At 55.7% G+C, this 16,051-nt stretch carries 16 protein-coding genes and 1 riboswitch; of the genes, 5 read left to right on the top strand and 11 right to left on the bottom strand.

What is annotated here, in order from left to right; translation table 11 throughout:
• Positions 1-102: 102 nt before the first annotated feature.
• From dusC to WH298_RS15815, 3 genes are all read right to left on the bottom strand, one after another.
• Positions 103-1,053: a tRNA dihydrouridine(16) synthase DusC gene (gene dusC, locus WH298_RS15825; RefSeq protein WP_049850941.1), complete on the bottom strand. Its 951-nt coding sequence runs from the start codon at positions 1,051-1,053 to the stop codon at positions 103-105.
• A 4-nt stretch (positions 1,054-1,057) separates the two neighbouring features.
• The gene (gene rhlE, locus WH298_RS15820; RefSeq protein WP_007890590.1) at positions 1,058-2,449 is read right to left on the bottom strand and encodes an ATP-dependent RNA helicase RhlE; all 1,392 of its coding nucleotides are present in this window, start codon (positions 2,447-2,449) and stop codon (positions 1,058-1,060) included.
• Between the two features lie 215 nt (positions 2,450-2,664).
• Positions 2,665-3,057 carry a YbhQ family protein gene (locus WH298_RS15815; RefSeq protein ID WP_007890591.1) on the bottom strand — a complete coding sequence of 131 codons (393 nt, stop codon included), beginning with the start codon at positions 3,055-3,057 and terminating at the stop codon, positions 2,665-2,667.
• Between the two features lie 177 nt (positions 3,058-3,234).
• Here WH298_RS15815 and WH298_RS15810 point away from each other — a divergent pair, with 177 nt between their 5' ends.
• Genes WH298_RS15810 through WH298_RS15800 form a run of 3 tightly spaced genes read left to right on the top strand, consistent with a single transcriptional unit; the run spans position 3,235 to position 6,211 of the window.
• A complete protein-coding gene (locus WH298_RS15810) occupies positions 3,235-3,996 on the top strand; it encodes an endonuclease/exonuclease/phosphatase family protein (protein ID WP_007890592.1) in 762 nt (253 codons plus the stop codon).
• Positions 3,993-5,237, top strand: a complete 1,245-nt coding sequence (gene clsB / locus WH298_RS15805) for a cardiolipin synthase ClsB (RefSeq protein WP_180823287.1) — start codon at positions 3,993-3,995, stop codon at positions 5,235-5,237. The genes WH298_RS15810 and clsB overlap by 4 nt, the downstream gene beginning before the upstream one ends.
• A complete protein-coding gene (locus WH298_RS15800) occupies positions 5,237-6,211 on the top strand; it encodes a lysylphosphatidylglycerol synthase domain-containing protein (protein ID WP_007890594.1) in 975 nt (324 codons plus the stop codon). The genes clsB and WH298_RS15800 overlap by 1 nt, the downstream gene beginning before the upstream one ends.
• A gap of 72 nt (positions 6,212-6,283) precedes the next feature.
• On the opposite strand, the gene WH298_RS15795 is transcribed toward WH298_RS15800, so the two are convergent.
• The 7 genes from WH298_RS15795 to moaA form a co-directional block, all read right to left on the bottom strand.
• Positions 6,284-6,991, bottom strand: a complete 708-nt coding sequence (locus tag WH298_RS15795) for a Bax inhibitor-1/YccA family protein (RefSeq protein ID WP_007890595.1) — start codon at positions 6,989-6,991, stop codon at positions 6,284-6,286.
• Positions 6,992-7,050: 59 nt separating this feature from the next.
• The gene (locus WH298_RS15790) at positions 7,051-8,145 is read right to left on the bottom strand and encodes a DUF1615 domain-containing protein (RefSeq protein ID WP_180823286.1); all 1,095 of its coding nucleotides are present in this window, start codon (positions 8,143-8,145) and stop codon (positions 7,051-7,053) included.
• Positions 8,146-8,225: 80 nt separating this feature from the next.
• The gene (gene moaE, locus WH298_RS15785; protein WP_049850938.1) at positions 8,226-8,678 is read right to left on the bottom strand and encodes a molybdopterin synthase catalytic subunit MoaE; all 453 of its coding nucleotides are present in this window, start codon (positions 8,676-8,678) and stop codon (positions 8,226-8,228) included.
• 2 nt (positions 8,679-8,680) lie between these two features.
• Entirely contained in the window at positions 8,681-8,926 is a 246-nt protein-coding gene (gene moaD / locus WH298_RS15780) for a molybdopterin synthase sulfur carrier subunit (RefSeq protein WP_180823285.1), read from the bottom strand.
• Positions 8,919-9,404 carry a cyclic pyranopterin monophosphate synthase MoaC gene (gene moaC / locus WH298_RS15775; protein WP_007890599.1) on the bottom strand — a complete coding sequence of 162 codons (486 nt, stop codon included), beginning with the start codon at positions 9,402-9,404 and terminating at the stop codon, positions 8,919-8,921. The genes moaD and moaC overlap by 8 nt, the downstream gene beginning before the upstream one ends.
• A gap of 2 nt (positions 9,405-9,406) precedes the next feature.
• Positions 9,407-9,922 (bottom strand): molybdenum cofactor biosynthesis protein B, encoded by a 516-nt coding sequence (gene moaB, locus WH298_RS15770; RefSeq protein WP_007890600.1) that lies wholly within the window; start codon positions 9,920-9,922, stop codon positions 9,407-9,409.
• Between the two features lie 17 nt (positions 9,923-9,939).
• A complete protein-coding gene (moaA, locus tag WH298_RS15765) occupies positions 9,940-10,926 on the bottom strand; it encodes a GTP 3',8-cyclase MoaA (RefSeq protein WP_180823284.1) in 987 nt (328 codons plus the stop codon).
• Positions 10,915-11,051: riboswitch (molybdenum cofactor riboswitch) on the bottom strand. It overlaps the preceding gene by 12 nt.
• 195 nt (positions 11,052-11,246) lie before the next feature.
• Here moaA and WH298_RS15760 point away from each other — a divergent pair.
• Complete coding sequence (locus WH298_RS15760; RefSeq protein ID WP_007890602.1) at positions 11,247-12,149, top strand: gluconeogenesis factor YvcK family protein; 903 nt, start codon at positions 11,247-11,249, stop codon at positions 12,147-12,149.
• A 37-nt stretch (positions 12,150-12,186) separates the two neighbouring features.
• On the opposite strand, the gene uvrB is transcribed toward WH298_RS15760, so the two are convergent.
• Positions 12,187-14,208: an excinuclease ABC subunit UvrB gene (uvrB, locus tag WH298_RS15755; RefSeq protein ID WP_007890603.1), complete on the bottom strand. Its 2,022-nt coding sequence runs from the start codon at positions 14,206-14,208 to the stop codon at positions 12,187-12,189.
• A 905-nt stretch (positions 14,209-15,113) separates the two neighbouring features.
• On the opposite strand from uvrB, the gene WH298_RS15750 reads away from it, so the two are divergent.
• Positions 15,114-15,830 carry an ABC transporter ATP-binding protein gene (locus WH298_RS15750; RefSeq protein ID WP_007890604.1) on the top strand — a complete coding sequence of 239 codons (717 nt, stop codon included), beginning with the start codon at positions 15,114-15,116 and terminating at the stop codon, positions 15,828-15,830.
• The last annotated feature ends 221 nt before the right edge of the window (positions 15,831-16,051 follow it).

Raw genomic sequence — 16,051 nt, 5'->3', positions numbered from 1 at the left:
ATAAAGTTTTAATCAGGTTCAGGAAATAATGAACGCACATTTCGTAGCGGCGCGATTTATCGCGCAATAAATTGCGCCGCTACGAAATGTGCATAATGTGAGTTAAACGGCAATTGCCGACGCATGCCGCTCAATCGCCGTGGCGATCTCGGCGGAGACTTTGAGGGTGCGGACTTCACTGAATAAGCCATCGGCTTCGTGATACGCCTTGCGCAGATAGCCCAGCCACTGCTTGATGCGTGCCACATGATACATGCCGGTATCGCCCTGCTTCTCCAGCTGGGTGTACTTCAGCAGCAAAGCGACAACGTCAGGCCATGCCATCGGCGCTTCGTTGTACTTCACCACGCGCGCCAGATTCGGCACGTTGAGCGCACCGCGTCCAATCATCACCGCGTCACAGCCGGTAATGCGCATGCAATCCTGTGCGTCCTGCCAGTTCCAGATTTCACCGTTGGCAATTACCGGAATGCGCAGACGCTGGCGAATTTCGCCAATCGCCTGCCAGTTAATACTTTCGGCGCGATAGCCATCTTCTTTGGTACGGCCGTGCACCACTAACTCACTGGCACCGGCTTGCTGCACGGCATCGGCGATTTCAAAGCGACGATCGCCGGAATCCCAGCCTAAGCGCACCTTCACCGTCACCGGCAGATGATCCGGCACCGCTTCACGCATCGCTTTCGCACCGCGATAGATCAGTTCGGGATCTTTCAACAAGGTGGCGCCGCCGCCGCTGCCGTTCACCAGCTTCGACGGACAACCGCAGTTGAGGTCAACGCCCCAGGAACCGAGTTCCACCGCGCGCGCGGCGTTCTCCGCCAGCCACTCAGGATATTGCCCAAGCAGTTGCATACGAACGCGCGTGCCTGACGGCGTGCGGCTGTGGTTATGCAGCTCAGGACACAAACGATAGAAGGATTTTACCGGCAGCAGCTGATCGACCACGCGCAAAAACTCGGTCACGCATAAGTCATAATCATTCACCCCAGAGAGCAGCTCACGCACCAGCGAATCGAGCACGCCCTCCATCGGCGCCAGCAAAACCCTCATAGCGTTAGGCGTTCCCGGTTTTCTTCGGTGCCGGACGACGACGACCGCTGTTCGCCGCTGGCGCAGCCTGGCTCGCGCCCTGCGCTGGACGACGCGCTGAACGCGCTTCACCCTGCGGACGTGGCGCATTGCCGCTGTGCGGACGCGAGACGTTGCCGCCCTGACCGCGACCCTGGCCTTGACCACGTCCCTGGCCCTGACCACGACCGCCGCCCTGCTGCTGACGACCGTTCTGAATCGGCTCGGCTTTGATGCTTGGATCGACTTCGAAACCTGGCAGCTCGATACGCGGGATTTCACGCTTCAGCAGACGCTCGATATCGCGCAGCAGTTTGTGTTCATCCACGCACACCAGCGACAGTGCAGCGCCGGTAGCGGCTGCACGACCGGTACGACCAATACGGTGCACATAGTCTTCCGCCACGTTCGGCAGCTCGTAGTTCACTACGTGCGGCAGCTCTTCGATGTCGAGGCCGCGCGCCGCGATGTCGGTTGCCACCAACACGCGAATGCCGCCGGATTTGAAGTCAGCCAATGCGCGGGTACGTGCACCCTGGCTCTTATTACCGTGGATAGCGGCGGCGGTAATGCCGTCTTTATTCAGCTGCTCAGCCAGGTGGTTGGCGCCGTGTTTGGTACGGGTGAACACCAGCACTTGCTGCCAGTTATCACGACCAATCATCAGCGACAGCAGTTCCCGCTTGCGCTTCTTATCAACAAAATGGACCTGTTGTGAAACCTGCTCAGACGCGGTGTTGCGACGCGCCACTTCAACCTGCTCTGGGTTGGTGAGCAGTTTTTCCGCCAGGGTTTTGATCTCGTCAGAGAAAGTCGCGGAGAACAGCAGGTTCTGACGCTTGGCGGGCAGACGTGCCAGCACGCGACGGATGTCATGGATGAAGCCCATATCGAGCATACGATCCGCTTCATCCAGCACGAGGATTTCGACCTGCGACAGATCGACCGCATTCTGATGCGCCAGATCGAGCAGACGGCCCGGTGTCGCCACCAGCACGTCAACGCCGCCGCGCAGTTTCATCATCTGCGGGTTGATGCTCACGCCGCCGAAAACCACCAGCGAACGGATATCCAGATATTGGCTGTATTCGCGCACGTTCTCGCCAACCTGAGCCGCCAGCTCGCGGGTCGGGGTGAGAATCAACGCACGTACCGGACGACGGCCACGCGCCGTGGACGGTTTCGCCGTGAGACGCTGCAGCAACGGCAGCGTAAAGCCGGCGGTTTTACCCGTACCGGTTTGGGCGCTCGCCAGCAGGTCACGACCAGCCAGCACCACAGGAATCGCCTGACGCTGAATCGGCGTCGGCTCTTGGTAGCCTTGTTCTGCTACCGCACGCAAAATATCGGCACTTAAGCCGAGAGAGTCAAATGACATGCAGGTGTATTACTCCGAACCGTCCTGACCGCCGTTAGCGGTGTAGTTTTCAGGAGGGATATGACGCAAGCGCGGGGCTCACGTGTGAAAAGGGCACAAACTACCATGCGTAAGGGCGCGAGTTTAGCAGCTTTCCGCGTTGACAGCATCCATAAAAAAAGGAGCCGCATGCGGCTCCTCTTCGTCTGGCCCGCATCGCTGCGGACATCAATCGATCAACTGCGCTTCTTCTCGATGCGCTGCACCGGCTCTTTTGCCAGCAGCGAAACCAGCGCCGGTCCGACTAACATCACCACGCCGAGGATACCAATCAGCAGGTTGTTGTGGATAAAGCGGGAGATCAGGAACAGCGTTAACATCGCTGCGCCAAAGTAGTAAGTGGTGGTCACCTCTTCGAGGGAATCACCCATTCTACGTAAACGGGCACTACGCTGCATGACCAGCATGGTAATAAATACCACCGCATAAGCTGCCACCAGGGTACTGCTCACTTCAACCAGCGCCCTATGTTTCCAGCCCCAAACCAATGCGGCAATCACCAACAGGTGCATTGCAATGTGCAAACAGGTTTGTCCGGTAACAATCTGAACACGATTAGACCATTTCATTCTCTTCTCCTGGCAGACCCAACAGGTCGCCCAAGTGTATCTGGCTGGAGGCCAGACGAACGTCCTCAATGTAAAGCAAATTTCGGATTACGCCCTAATTTTCTGCCCTTAACACCCTTCATTTGTGACAAAGACTACACTTTGTGCTGTTGATGATGAAAAGGAGCGCGTCGCAGTATGCCACAAAATAAGCAAGGATTTTCATTTAAAGTCCTGACGATCAATACCCACAAGGGGTTCACCAGCTTTAATCGTCGCTTTATCCTGCCGGAATTGCGCGACGCTGTCCGCGCAACATCAGCGGATATTGTCTTCCTGCAAGAGGTGATGGGCACCCACGCTATCCATTCGCTGCACATCGAAAACTGGCCGGAAACCTCACATTATGAGTTTCTGGCCGATACCATGTGGGACGATTTTGCCTATGGCCGAAACGCCGTTTATCCCGAGGGACACCATGGGAACGCGATATTGTCACGTTTCCCGATTATTGAATATGAAAACCGCGACATTTCTGTCGCCGGAACAGAGAAACGCGGCATGTTGCACTGCCAAATCCGTCTGCCGGATCGTGCCGAGCCGCTGCATGTGTTTTGCGTGCATCTGGGGTTGAAAGAGAAGCATCGTCAGGCGCAGATGAAGATGATGTGCGACATCATTGATGCGCTGCCGCCGGATGCGCCGCTGGTGGTAGCCGGTGATTTTAACGACTGGCAGGTGCGCGCGAATCGTTTTCTCAAGCGTGCTGCTGGGCTGGAAGAAGTGTTCAGCATGAAAAACGGCCGCCCCGCTCGCACCTTTCCGGCCCGTTTCCCCCTGCTCAGGCTCGATCGTATCTACATCCGTAACGCTACGGTGAGCAAGCCTTGGGCGTTACCGGTGAAACCCTGGTCCCACCTGTCCGATCACGCGCCGTTAGCGGTGGAGATTTTCTTATGAGTTTTAGTTGGCGCGACGGTAATCAGCTCCGTCTGTTAGAAAATGGTGACCAATTTTTTCCGCGCGTTTTAGGCGCTATTCAGCGGGCCGAGCGCACGCTGCTGCTGGAAACCTTTATCCTGTTCGAGGATGAAGTCGGAACCGATCTGCATGAAGCCTTGCTGCAGGCAGCCCAGCGCGGCGTGAAAATTGAAGTGATGGTGGATGGCTACGGCTCACCGGATTTGTCGGACAGGTTTGTCGATAGCCTGACGGCGGCGGGTGTGCGCTTTATCTATTACGATCCCCGTCCGCTGGTGCTCGGCATGCGTACCAATGTGTTCCGCCGCCTGCATCGCAAAATTGTGGTGATCGATGAGGTGATCGCCTTCGTGGGTGGCATTAACTTCTCTGCCGAACACAACACCGATTACGGCGCGCAGTCCAAGCAGGATTATGCGGTGGAAGTGAAAGGTCCGGTGGTGCTGGATATCACGCAATATGTTCAGCAGCAGATGGGCAGCGAACAGCACACGCGGCGCTGGTGGGGCGGGCGATCGCATCGTCCGGCGGTCAACGCCATGCCTGGCGAGGCGCAGGTGCTGTTTGTCTATCGCGATAACGATGAGCACCGCGACGATATCGAGCAGCATTATCTCGCCATGCTGCGCAAGGCGAAGAAGGATGTGATTATTGCCAACGCCTACTTCTTCCCGGGCTATCGCCTGCTGCGTGAGATGCGCAGCGCGGCCCAACGCGGCGTGCGCGTCAGGCTGATTGTGCAAGGCGAACCCGACATGCCGATCGTTAAAGTGGGCGCTGAGCTGCTGTACAACTACCTGGTCGATGGCGGCGTAGAGGTGTATGAATATTGCCGCCGCCCGCTGCACGGTAAAATCGCGGTGCAAGATGAACAGTGGTCAACGGTGGGATCGAGCAACCTCGATCCACTGAGCTTATCGCTCAACCTGGAAGCGAATTTGATGGTTCACGATCGCGCCTTCAATCAGACGTTGCGTGAAAATCTTGAACTGCTGTTGCAACACGATTGCGTGCGGGTAGACGATGACAAGCTGCCGCCGCGCAACTGGTGGCAGCTCACTAAAGGCATCATTGTGTTCCACTTTTTACGCCACTTTCCGGCCATCGCCGGTTGGCTGCCTGCACATACGCCGCGCCTGTCACAGGTTGCTCCGCCCGTCCAACCCGAAATGGAAACGCAGGATCGGGTCGAAACTGACAATCCAGGAGCAAAACCCTAATGTCGAAAAAGAATCCGCGCTGGCAATTGGCGAAGAAAATCCTCACCTGGCTGTTTTTTATCGCGGTAATCGTGCTGCTGGTGGTCTATGCGCGCAAGGTGAACTGGGAAGATGTTTACACCGTCATCGTCGGCTACAACCGTTACGTGGTGCTCAGCGCTGCCGCGCTGGTGGTGGTGAGTTATCTGACCTACGGATTGTACGATTTGATTGGCCGCGCCTACTGCGGCCATAAGCTGGCAAAGCGTCAGGTAATGCTGGTGTCGTTTATCTGCTATGCCTTCAACCTGACGCTCAGTACCTGGGTTGGCGGCGTGGCAATGCGCTATCGGCTTTATTCCCGGCTTGGCTTACCCGGCAACACCATCACGCGCATCTTCTCGTTGAGCATCGCCACCAACTGGCTTGGCTACATTTTACTGGCCGGCGTGGTATTTTCGGCCGGCATGGTGCCAATCCCTTCCGGTTGGTTCATCGGTGAAACCACGCTGCGCATCATTGGTGCGGCGTTATTGGTGGTAGTCGCCATCTATTTGTGGGCCTGTGCTTTCTCGAAGAAGCGGCGCTGGACGGTGAAAGGCCAGCATCTGCAGCTGCCTTCACTGCGCATGGCGCTGTTCCAGTTTGCGGTATCCTGCGCCAACTGGATGGTGATGGGGATGATTATCTGGCTGCTGCTGGCGCGCCAGGTGGATTACCCCATCGTGCTGGGCGTGCTGTTAATCAGCAGCATCGCCGGGGTGATTATTCATATTCCGGCCGGGATTGGCGTGCTCGAAGCGGTTTTCCTGGCGCTGCTAAGTGGGCAACATGCTTCTCACGGCACCATTATCGCGGCGCTGCTGGCCTATCGCGTGCTCTATTTCATCCTCCCCTTGCTGGTGGCGCTGGTGCTCTATTTGTGGCTGGAGAGTCGCGCGAAGCATTTGCGGCAGAAGAATGAGCAGAAGATGGAGAAATCGGTTTCGCGTTAAAGATCATCGTAGGGTCGGCATTGATGCCGACCTGGTCGCCATGAATGGCGACCCTACGAAGATATGCGAGGTTTAACGGCGGTTGCCGAAGATGCGTAACAGCATCAGGAACAGGTTGATGAAGTCGAGATACAGCGTTAACGCGCCCATAATTGAGGTGCGACGCAGGTTCTCTTTGTCGTTCACATTGATGTTCTCGCCAATCGCTTTCAGCTTCTGCGTGTCATAGGCGGTTAAACCCACAAACACCACCACGCCGATATAGGTAATCGCCCACATCAACGCCGGGCTTTTCAGCCAGAAGTTCACCAGTGACGCCAGCAGAATACCAATCAGCGCCATAAACAGCAGGCTGCCAAAGCGGCTCAGGTCGCGCTTAGTGGTGTAGCCGTAGAAGCTCATTGCCCCGAACATTCCGGCCGTTACAAAGAAAGTGCTGGCAATGGATGAATAGGTGTAGACGAGGAAAATACTCGCCATGGTTAAGCCGGTCAGCGCCGAATAAAGCATAAACAGTGCGGTGGCGACCGCCCCGCTCAGACGATGCACCATGCCCGACAGCACAAACACCACCGCTAGCTGGGCGATGATCAGGCCGAAGAAGGTGATGCGGTTGGCAAACACCAGTTCCATTACTGCAGGTGTGCGGGCCGCAAACCACGAAACAAACGCGGTGAGCAGCAAGCCGCAGGTCATCCAGCCATACACCTGCGCCATGTAGGTCTGCAGCGAGGTGGATGCCTGCTGCACGATTGAATCATTACGTGGATATCGATCCATGAAGCGCCTCATTAAATGTTAGACAAACTCTGTAAGTTTGGAGTGTACACCCGTTTGCGTCAACGGCGCGTCAAGCACTGTTGATAGCGGCTGTTAACACGTTGGGCAAACCAGGCAGTGGTCAGGTTACGGGTGATTTTTGGACTTTCCAGTTTGATACCCGGCAGCATCTCACGCGGCACACGTTTTCCGGCCATCTTGTCGGCGAGAATAAACGTCTGTTTCCACAGCGTGCTGCTGGCGAAGTCGGCGCTATCACCCTTCTCCAGATCGCGGCGGATTTCGCGATTGCTCATATCCAATTGTTTACTCAGGCTGCGCACCGCCAGTTCGGTAGAACCGGCTTGCTCGCTGCCATAGACGATCAGATCGCCATCCAGTGCCAGTTTAATGCCGCTGGCGCGGGCGATCGCGGCCTGGAAAGCGGCATTACGGCTAGCGTACCAGCCAGCGTTGAAGTCTGCGAAGCGATACAGCGGCTGACTGTAATCGGCCGGATAGCCCAGTAAATGCAGCGTACCGAAGTAGATGCCTCCGCGTCGCGTGAACACTTCGCGACGAATCGATCCGTCCACTGCATACGGATAACCTTTCGCATGCGCTTCGGCAAACTCAATGCTGACCTGCATCGGGCCGCCGGTATGAATCGGGTTGAGGTTACCAAACAGCTTCTGCCCCATCGGCACCATATCGATAAAATCATCGAAGATGGCGCTCAGCTCTTTTTCGCTGCGCACCTTATCCAGCCGCGCCGCATAGCTTTCACCGTTCGGCGATTTGATCAGCAGCGCGGTACGCACCAGAAATGCCGGCACATGCACCTTCGCGGCGCGGCGATCGATTTCGCCCCAGGCGATTTTAGGTAGCCCCGGCACTTCCGCGTCAGCGCTGAAGTTAGATTCCTGGTCGGTGACGGCAATCACCGCGCAGATATTGCTGGCGCTGGCATCGATCTGCTGCACGCGGAATGCGGTATAGATATCGTCGGCCCAGGCTGATTTTTGTTTCACGTCGCTGGGTAACAACTGCTGGATCTGGCTTTTGACATCGGCGGGCTGACGCGCCGGCGCCTGCGGCTCTTTTTTGCTGCTACAACCGGCCAGCACTAGCGCAGCCAGCAATGCTGCGCCTTTTAACATCTTCGTGGTTTTCATCCTGCTCCCTGACGCCAACAAAAACCGTACCTTAACGTTTTCAGTGGCCTGCCGCTATCGGAGCGGGAGGATTTTGCGCGCTAGCTCCAGCGCTCGGCGGCTTGATGATCGCTATCGCGGGCATCTACCCAACGATCACCTTCTGCGGTGGCTTCCCGCTTCCAGAACGGCGCGCGGGTTTTCAGGTAATCCATGATGAACTCGGTGGCGGCGAAGGCGTTGCCGCGATGGGCGCTGCTGACGCCGACAAACACGATTTCATCGCCGGGAAACAGTTCGCCGACACGGTGAATTACCGTCACCTGCTGTAGCGCCCAACGCTGACGTGCCTCCGTGACGATTTCCGCCAGCGCTTTCTCCGTCATGCCGGGATAGTGTTCCAACGTCAGCGCCGCCACAGCGTCGCCGAGATTGTGATTGCGCACTTTACCGGTGAAGGTCACCACCGCGCCATCGCTGTCATCAGCCGAGAGTTTTTCATACTCCTCACCGACGTTAAAAGGTGCTGTACCCACCCGAATCCGCGTCTCCATCATCAGCCTCCGGTAACCGGTGGGAAGAACGCCACTTCATCACCCGCACGCAGCGGATGACTCATTGGCACCAGCGTTTGATTGACTGCGGCCAGCAATTTTCCCGATTCCAGCGCCAGCGCCCAGCGATCGCCCTTCCCGGCTAACGCCGCACGCAGCGTGGCAACATCGGCGTATTCTGGCGCCAGCTCCAGTGCGCTGGTGCCGGTTAATTCACGTACCTGGGCAAAAAACAGCACCTTAATCATGGCTCACCACCTTGAAATCACCGGATTTTCCGCCGCTTTTGCTCAACAAACGCAGTTGGTCAATGACGATATCCTTCTGCACCGCTTTGCACATGTCATAGATTGTGAGCGCCGCAACGGACGCTGCGGTCAACGCTTCCATTTCGACGCCGGTTTTCCCGCTCAGGCGGCAAAGCGAGGTAACCCGCACGCGGTTGTGTTCCGGTTCGGCAATTAAGGTCACTTCCACTTTGCTCAACATCAGCGGATGGCACAGCGGAATCAGTTCCCAGGTACGTTTCGCCGCCTGAATGCCGGCGATACGTGCGGTGGCGAACACGTCACCTTTGTGGTGGCTGCCGTCGATAATCATCTGCAGCGTTTCGGCGCTCATCAGCACCAGCGCTTCGGCTTGGGCTTCACGCACCGTTTCGGTTTTGCCAGAGACATCCACCATGTGGGCTTCGCCAGCGGCATTGATATGCGTTAAGGATGACATGCTTACAACTTCTTCAAATGAGAGACAAAATTACACGGACGCGTACGCGCATCCAGCTGATCTTCAATAATGCGTTCCCAGCCGCTGCGGCAGGCGTTGGTCGATCCCGGCACGGCAAAAATCAACGTCTGATTGGCCAAACCGGCGACAGCACGCGACTGCAACGTCGAGCTGCCAATCTCTTCATAGGAGATCATGCGAAACAGCTCACCAAAGCCTTCGATTTCGCGATCAAACAGCGGCAGCAAGGCTTCAGGCGTGCTGTTTTTGCTGTTAAAACCGGTGCCGCCATTGACGATCACCACCTGCACATCGTCGCTGGCGATCCAGCGCGATACCGTGGCGCGAATGCGATAGCGGTTGTCCGGCACCAGCGCGCGGTCCACCACCTGATGCCCGGCTTCTGCCAGGGCTTCACGCAGGAAATCGCCGGAGGTGTCATTGCTGGCATCGCGGCTGTCAGAGACGGTCATCACCGCCACATTTAAGGCGACAAATTCGCCGGAAGGTTTACCCATGGCCGTAACTCCTGTGTTTAGCCACCAATAAAGGAGAGGTTTTGCGTGATGCCGGTATTGCCCTGATGCAGGAAATGCGTCTGCTTTTTCTGCCCAAGGCTGTGCGCAATGCGCGCCTGCAACTCCGCTTGCTGATCGTCAGACGCCAGCAGATCGCGTAGCGACACGCCGCCATCGCCGAACAGACACAGATGCAGGTTGCCCAGCGCCGAAACGCGCAGGCGGTTGCAGCTGGCGCAGAAATCTTTCTCGTACGGCATAATCAGGCCCACTTCGCCCTGATAATCGGGATGACGAAACACCTGCGCCGGACCGTCGCTGCGGCCACGTGGCTGGCGCTGCCAGCCCTGCATGATCAGCTGATCGCGAATCACTTCACCAGAGATGTGATGACGGCGAAACAGATCGCTGCCATCGCCGGTTTCCATTAGCTCGATAAAGCGTAGTTGAATCGGCCGCAGGCGCAGCCATTCAAGGAAGGTGCTGAGGCTATGGCTGTTCACATCACGCATCAGCACGCTGTTGACTTTCACTTTCTCGAAACCGGCATCAAAAGCGGCATCAATTCCCGCCATCACCTCGGCAAATTTGTCCTGTCCGGTTATGGCGTGAAACTGGCGCGCATCGAGGCTATCGACGCTGACGTTAATATGGGTGAGGCCGGCTGCGCGCCAGGCACGTACATCGCGCGCCATGCGGTAACCGTTGGTGGTCATCGCAATCTGGCGGATGGCGTCGTTTTCGCGCACTGCCGCGATAATGTCGATAAAATCACGGCGCATGGAGGGCTCGCCGCCGGTCAGACGCACTTTTTCGGTGCCCGCGGCCGCAAAGGCACGCGTCACGCGACGAATCTCATCCAGCGAGAGAAAGCTCTTGTTGTGCGTTCCGTTCGGCTTGTAGCCGTTCGGCAAGCAGTAGGTACAACGGAAGTTACACACATCCGTGACCGACAGGCGCAGATAGTAAAAGCTGCGCGCGTAGGCATCTGTAAATTGTGGCACCTGAACACCTTTCCAAAGTCGGGAGATGCAGTCATTTCTTTCTGCACCCTGGCAGCTCAAGGCTGCGGCCTGCATTCCATATCATTAACGACTTAGGAAACCAGGCTTGGGAGTTTGTTGTCATTGTGGACAACACGGTTAAAACGAATGGTAGCGCGATTAGCGATTAGCATCCATCAGTGAATTTCGCTATATATATTGATACATAACGTATTTTCACCGCATTTTCGCGACAGGATACGGTAAAATATCTCACAGATATTGATGCACATCAGTTCAACTACGCCTCAACGCGAGGACGTCAGCAACAAAGGAGAAACATGAATCGAACCCTGGCAGATTTGGATCGCGTAGTGGCATTGGGTGGCGGACACGGCCTGGGCCGCGTGATGTCAGCGTTAGCACCGTTAGGCTCGCGCTTAACCGGCATTGTCACCACCACCGATAATGGCGGTTCCACCGGCCGCATTCGCCGCTCGGAAGGCGGCATTGCCTGGGGTGATATGCGCAACTGCATCAATCAATTGATCACCGAACCTAGCGTAGCGACGGCGATGTTTGAGTATCGCTTTAGCGGTAACGGCGAGTTAGCTGGCCACAACCTTGGCAATCTGATGCTTAAAGCGCTGGATCACCTCAGCGTGAGGCCACTGGAGGCGATTAACATCATTCGCAATCTGCTCAAAGTCGATGCATTTCTTATCCCCATGTCGGAACAGCCGGTCGATCTGGTGGCTCAGGATGGCGAAGGGAATATGGTATACGGCGAAACTGCGATTGATGAAATGAGACAGCCGCCCGAAGAGTTGATGCTGCATCCCAACGTGCAGCCGACGCGTGAAGCGATCGAGGCAATAGGCGAAGCCGACTTGATTCTGATCGGCCCTGGCAGTTTTTACACCAGCCTGATGCCCATTTTGTTGATGGAAGATATGGCGCGTGCGCTGCGTCGCACGCCTGCCACCATGGTGTTTATCGGCAATCTTGGTCGCGAACTGAGCCCGGCAGCCGCCAGTCTGAATGTCGCGGATAAGCTGGCGATTATGGAAAAAGCCATTGGCAAGCGGGTGATTGATGCGATTGTCGTCGGGCCGTCAGCGGATATTGCCGGTGTGGAACAACGCTTAATCATTCGCGAACCGCTGGAAGCCGCCGATATTAAATATCGACACGATCGCCAGCTGCTGCGCATCGCGCTGGAACACGCGATTCAAGCGGTTTAGCTTCCAGGTGCGCATTTATGCGCACCCTACGCAGGCACTACGAAGCAGCAATAAACAGTTCGCGCAGCTGATGTAACTGATCGCGCACGCTGGCCGCCTCTTCGAACTCCAGATTTTGCGCATGCTGCTGCATCTGCCCTTCCAGCTCGTGAATTTTCTTCTGCATCGCCTGTGGCGTAAGCGCCATGTAGTTGGCTTCTGCTTCTGCCGCAGTGCGCGAGGCGGTTTTGCCTTTGCCGCGCGTTTTTACCACATTTTTGCCGAGCTCAAGAATATCAGTGATCTTCTTGTTGAGCCCTTGCGGCACGATACCGTTCTCTTCGTTGTATTTTTGCTGCTTCTCGCGACGGCGCTCGGTTTCGCCCATCGCGCGCTCCATCGACGGGGTAATTTTGTCGGCGTAGAGAATAGCCCGGCCGTTGATGTTACGCGCGGCGCGGCCGATGGTCTGAATCAGGGAGCGCTCAGAACGCAGGAAGCCCTCTTTATCGGCATCCAGAATCGCCACCAGCGACACTTCCGGCATATCTAACCCTTCACGCAGCAAGTTAATGCCGACCAGCACATCAAATTCGCCGAGGCGCAAATCGCGGATGATCTCCATACGCTCTACGGTATCGATATCAGAGTGCAGATAGCGCACCTTCTCGCCGTGCTCTACCAGATATTCGGTGAGATCTTCCGCCATGCGCTTGGTCAGCACCGTAACCAGCACGCGCTCGTTAATCTCCACACGCTTGCGGATTTCTGACAGCAGATCGTCGACCTGCGTCGCCACCGGACGCACTTCGAGAATCGGATCGAGCAGGCCGGTTGGACGCACCAGCTGATCGATCACTTCGCTGCCCGATTTTTCCAGCTCGTAGTTGCCCGGTGTCGCCGAGACATAAATGGTTTGCGGCGCTGAAGCCTCAAACTCTTCAAACTTCATCGGGCGGTTATCCAGCGCCGACGGCAAGCGGAAGCCATACTCCACCAGCGTCTCTTTACGCGCCCGGTCGCCGCGATACATGCCGCCAATCTGCGGAATGGTCACGTGCGATTCATCGACCACCAGCAAACCATCTGCCGGTAAGTAATCAAACAGGGTCGGAGGCGGCTCGCCCGGTCCACGGCCAGAAAGATAGCGCGAGTAGTTTTCGATACCGGAGCAGTAACCCAGCTCGTTCATCATCTCTAAATCGAACTGGGTACGCTGAGAAATGCGCTGCTCTTCCAGCAGCTTATTGTTCTCCAGCAGCACCTTACGGCGATCCACCAGCTCAACTTTGATATCTTCCATCGCCTGCAGAATGCGCTCGCGCGGCGTCACGTAGTGCGTTTTGGGATAGACGGTAAAGCGTGGAATGACGGAGTCAATCTGGCCGGTGAGCGGATCGAACAGCGACAACCGCTCAACTTCTTCGTCAAATAGCTCAATACGCAGCGCAATATCGTCCGATTCGGCCGGAAACACATCAATCACTTCGCCACGTACGCGGAAAGTCCCGCGCTGGAAAGCCTGATCGTTGCGCGCATATTGCAGCTCCGCCAGTCGACGCAAAATGCTGCGCTGATCGATAATCATGCCGCGCGTTAAGTGCAGCATCATTTTTAAATAGAGGTCGGGATCGCCCAAACCGTAGATGGCAGAAACCGAGGCCACCACAATCACATCACGACGCTCGAGCAGCGCTTTGGTGGCCGAGAGACGCATCTGCTCAATGTGTTCATTCACCGACGCATCTTTCTCGATAAAGGTGTCAGAGCTCGGCACATAGGCTTCAGGCTGATAGTAATCGTAGTAAGAGACGAAAAACTCCACCGCGTTATCCGGGAAGAACTCCTTCATCTCGCCATACAGCTGCGCTGCCAGGGTTTTATTCGGCGCCAGCACCATGGTCGGCCGATTCAAGTCAGCTATCACGTTCGCCACGGTAAAGGTTTTACCTGAGCCGGTTACGCCCAACAGCGTTTGATGCGCGAGCCCATCCTCAAGGCCCTCTTCAAGGCGGCGAATGGCCTCAGGTTGATCGCCTGAAGGCTTGAAAGCGGAGTTGAGTTTAAAGGCTTTGCTCATGTTTTGGCGGTTCCAGCAGATGAAGTCGGCGGGCAGGCTGCTAATTCTACTCTGCTATGACGAATTTGCCAGAAAAAAATACTGGACATAATTACAGTAACCTTGCACGATTATGGCACGTGCCGATGATTTTCTTCAGTGCAATTTATGCGGCAAGCAGCAAGCTGTTGTTGCGCAATGTTATCCCCAAAGGGAGGACGCTTTTAACATTTGTCAATAGAGTGTCATTAAATTGCAGTCTGATGACAAGGCAGATAAATCGCATGCTTGATTTTAATTAACCTGCTGTTTTAATTAAATTTCACCTAAAAGCCCAGATTCTCATCATAATGTATGAAGGCCGCGAATTTACTCGCTTGCGCCCGGTTTTCAGTCGCTAATGCACAAGGTTATCCACAGTAATGGTGGATAAGTGAATCCAGCCCCGAGCCCATCAGCTGTGTATAATTTTCTCCCGCGTCTTTTTAAGGGCGAAAAAATTTATTTTCGTATTTATTTTTCTCCCATTGCGTGTCGCATTAACCTCCTCTTTTTGCCCATCAACGGGCGTTTCCGCGTAGAAAAACCCGCCGTTAAGGCCACTTATTTCTTCAGTGCGTGCTTTACGAACGATCAGATGCACCAGAAACGTTGAGTAGTCAGCACCGTCAAAGTGCAGTCGAATTTATTACCGTCTGGAATTGTTAAGCGTTACTCAACTTTTAAGCGCTTATTTGCTCGGTTTCAGACGATGACCCGCTTATATCTTTAACCTGGCCTGGGAATTGCAATGATTAGCGGTATGGAGTGACGAGTCCATATCGGCTATTGCCGACGACAATGGTGTCCATCAATCGTGCACGACTGTATGCCAGACGACACAGAGCGGGAGCATTCAGGCTAATAATCTGGAAGGAGTATGTCAGATGCTGAGTTTACGTTCGGTGAATCAGTTTTACGGTCAAAACCACATCCTATGGGATGTGGATCTCGATCTGCCACCCGGCACCTGCACGGGCGTGCTGGGCAGTCCAGGCATGGGCAAAACCACGTTAGTGAACTGCATCATGGGTCGTTTGCCGATTAACAGCGGTTCAATGACCTGGCAGGAGGATGGCTCCCCCCCGGAAGATTTGCTGCTGCAGCCCGCGGAACTGCGCGCCCGCACCGGCATTGGTTATGTGCCGCAAGGTCGGCATATCTTCTCGCAGATGAGCGTGGAGGATAACCTACTGATTGCCCTGATGGCGGCACAGGACGATCGCAGCCGCGCCATTCCTGAAATGGTGTTTGATCTGTTTCCTGCGCTCTATTCACTGCGCCATCAACGCAGCGGCGAGTTACCGATGGATCAGCAGCAACATCTGGCGCTGGCGCGCGCGCTGGTGCTGCAACCGAAGCTGGTGATTCTGGATGAGCCGACGGAAGGGATGTCGCCGTGGCTGGAGGAGGAGATGGGCAATCTGATTCGTCGGCTCAACCGGGAATATGGTTTGACGATTCTGCTGCTGGAGCAGCACGTATCCTTCGTTCGTCGCGTCGCCGACTACTTCCTGCTGCTGCATCGCGGACGCAACGTAGCGCACGGCAAAGTGGCGCAGCTGGATGACGTTACCGTGAGTAAGTGGTTAACCGCGACCTAGATATCCTGGTCGCCGTAAATGGCGACCCTTATATCTCGATCATTCTCCTCCGGGTGCTATGATCCCCGACTGATCATCGGGAAGTTGCTGGTGAGATGGGGGCGACCCCTGGGCACAAAGCCTGCTTAGTAGATTCATCCCCGGCAACTTAACTCCCGCCTTCAAGACCGGACGGTATCCTGTGCTTCGAGCACGCATCCATAAGGATGGTCATGGCGGTT

Source organism: Pantoea nemavictus, from assembly GCF_037479095.1.
Classification (GTDB): domain Bacteria; phylum Pseudomonadota; class Gammaproteobacteria; order Enterobacterales; family Enterobacteriaceae; genus Pantoea; species Pantoea nemavictus.
This window is presented reverse-complemented; position numbering and strand designations above follow the sequence as displayed.

Excerpts from the sequence above, each read along its gene's own strand:
- WH298_RS15795 (WP_007890595.1), bottom strand. The coding sequence starts at position 6,991 with ATGGATCGATATCCACGTAATGATTCAATCGTGCAGCAGGCATCCACC.
- WH298_RS15800 (WP_007890594.1), top strand. The coding sequence starts at position 5,237 with ATGTCGAAAAAGAATCCGCGCTGGCAATTGGCGAAGAAAATCCTCACC.
- dusC (WP_049850941.1), bottom strand. The coding sequence starts at position 1,053 with ATGAGGGTTTTGCTGGCGCCGATGGAGGGCGTGCTCGATTCGCTGGTG.
- moaD (WP_180823285.1), bottom strand. The coding sequence starts at position 8,926 with ATGATTAAGGTGCTGTTTTTTGCCCAGGTACGTGAATTAACCGGCACC.
- WH298_RS15790 (WP_180823286.1), bottom strand. The coding sequence starts at position 8,145 with ATGAAAACCACGAAGATGTTAAAAGGCGCAGCATTGCTGGCTGCGCTA.
- moaC (WP_007890599.1), bottom strand. The coding sequence starts at position 9,404 with ATGTCATCCTTAACGCATATCAATGCCGCTGGCGAAGCCCACATGGTG.
- WH298_RS15750 (WP_007890604.1), top strand. The coding sequence starts at position 15,114 with ATGCTGAGTTTACGTTCGGTGAATCAGTTTTACGGTCAAAACCACATC.
- moaE (WP_049850938.1), bottom strand. The coding sequence starts at position 8,678 with ATGGAGACGCGGATTCGGGTGGGTACAGCACCTTTTAACGTCGGTGAG.
- moaB (WP_007890600.1), bottom strand. The coding sequence starts at position 9,922 with ATGGGTAAACCTTCCGGCGAATTTGTCGCCTTAAATGTGGCGGTGATG.
- uvrB (WP_007890603.1), bottom strand. The coding sequence starts at position 14,208 with ATGAGCAAAGCCTTTAAACTCAACTCCGCTTTCAAGCCTTCAGGCGAT.
- clsB (WP_180823287.1), top strand. The coding sequence starts at position 3,993 with ATGAGTTTTAGTTGGCGCGACGGTAATCAGCTCCGTCTGTTAGAAAAT.
- rhlE (WP_007890590.1), bottom strand. The coding sequence starts at position 2,449 with ATGTCATTTGACTCTCTCGGCTTAAGTGCCGATATTTTGCGTGCGGTA.
- WH298_RS15760 (WP_007890602.1), top strand. The coding sequence starts at position 11,247 with ATGAATCGAACCCTGGCAGATTTGGATCGCGTAGTGGCATTGGGTGGC.
- WH298_RS15810 (WP_007890592.1), top strand. The coding sequence starts at position 3,235 with ATGCCACAAAATAAGCAAGGATTTTCATTTAAAGTCCTGACGATCAAT.
- WH298_RS15815 (WP_007890591.1), bottom strand. The coding sequence starts at position 3,057 with ATGAAATGGTCTAATCGTGTTCAGATTGTTACCGGACAAACCTGTTTG.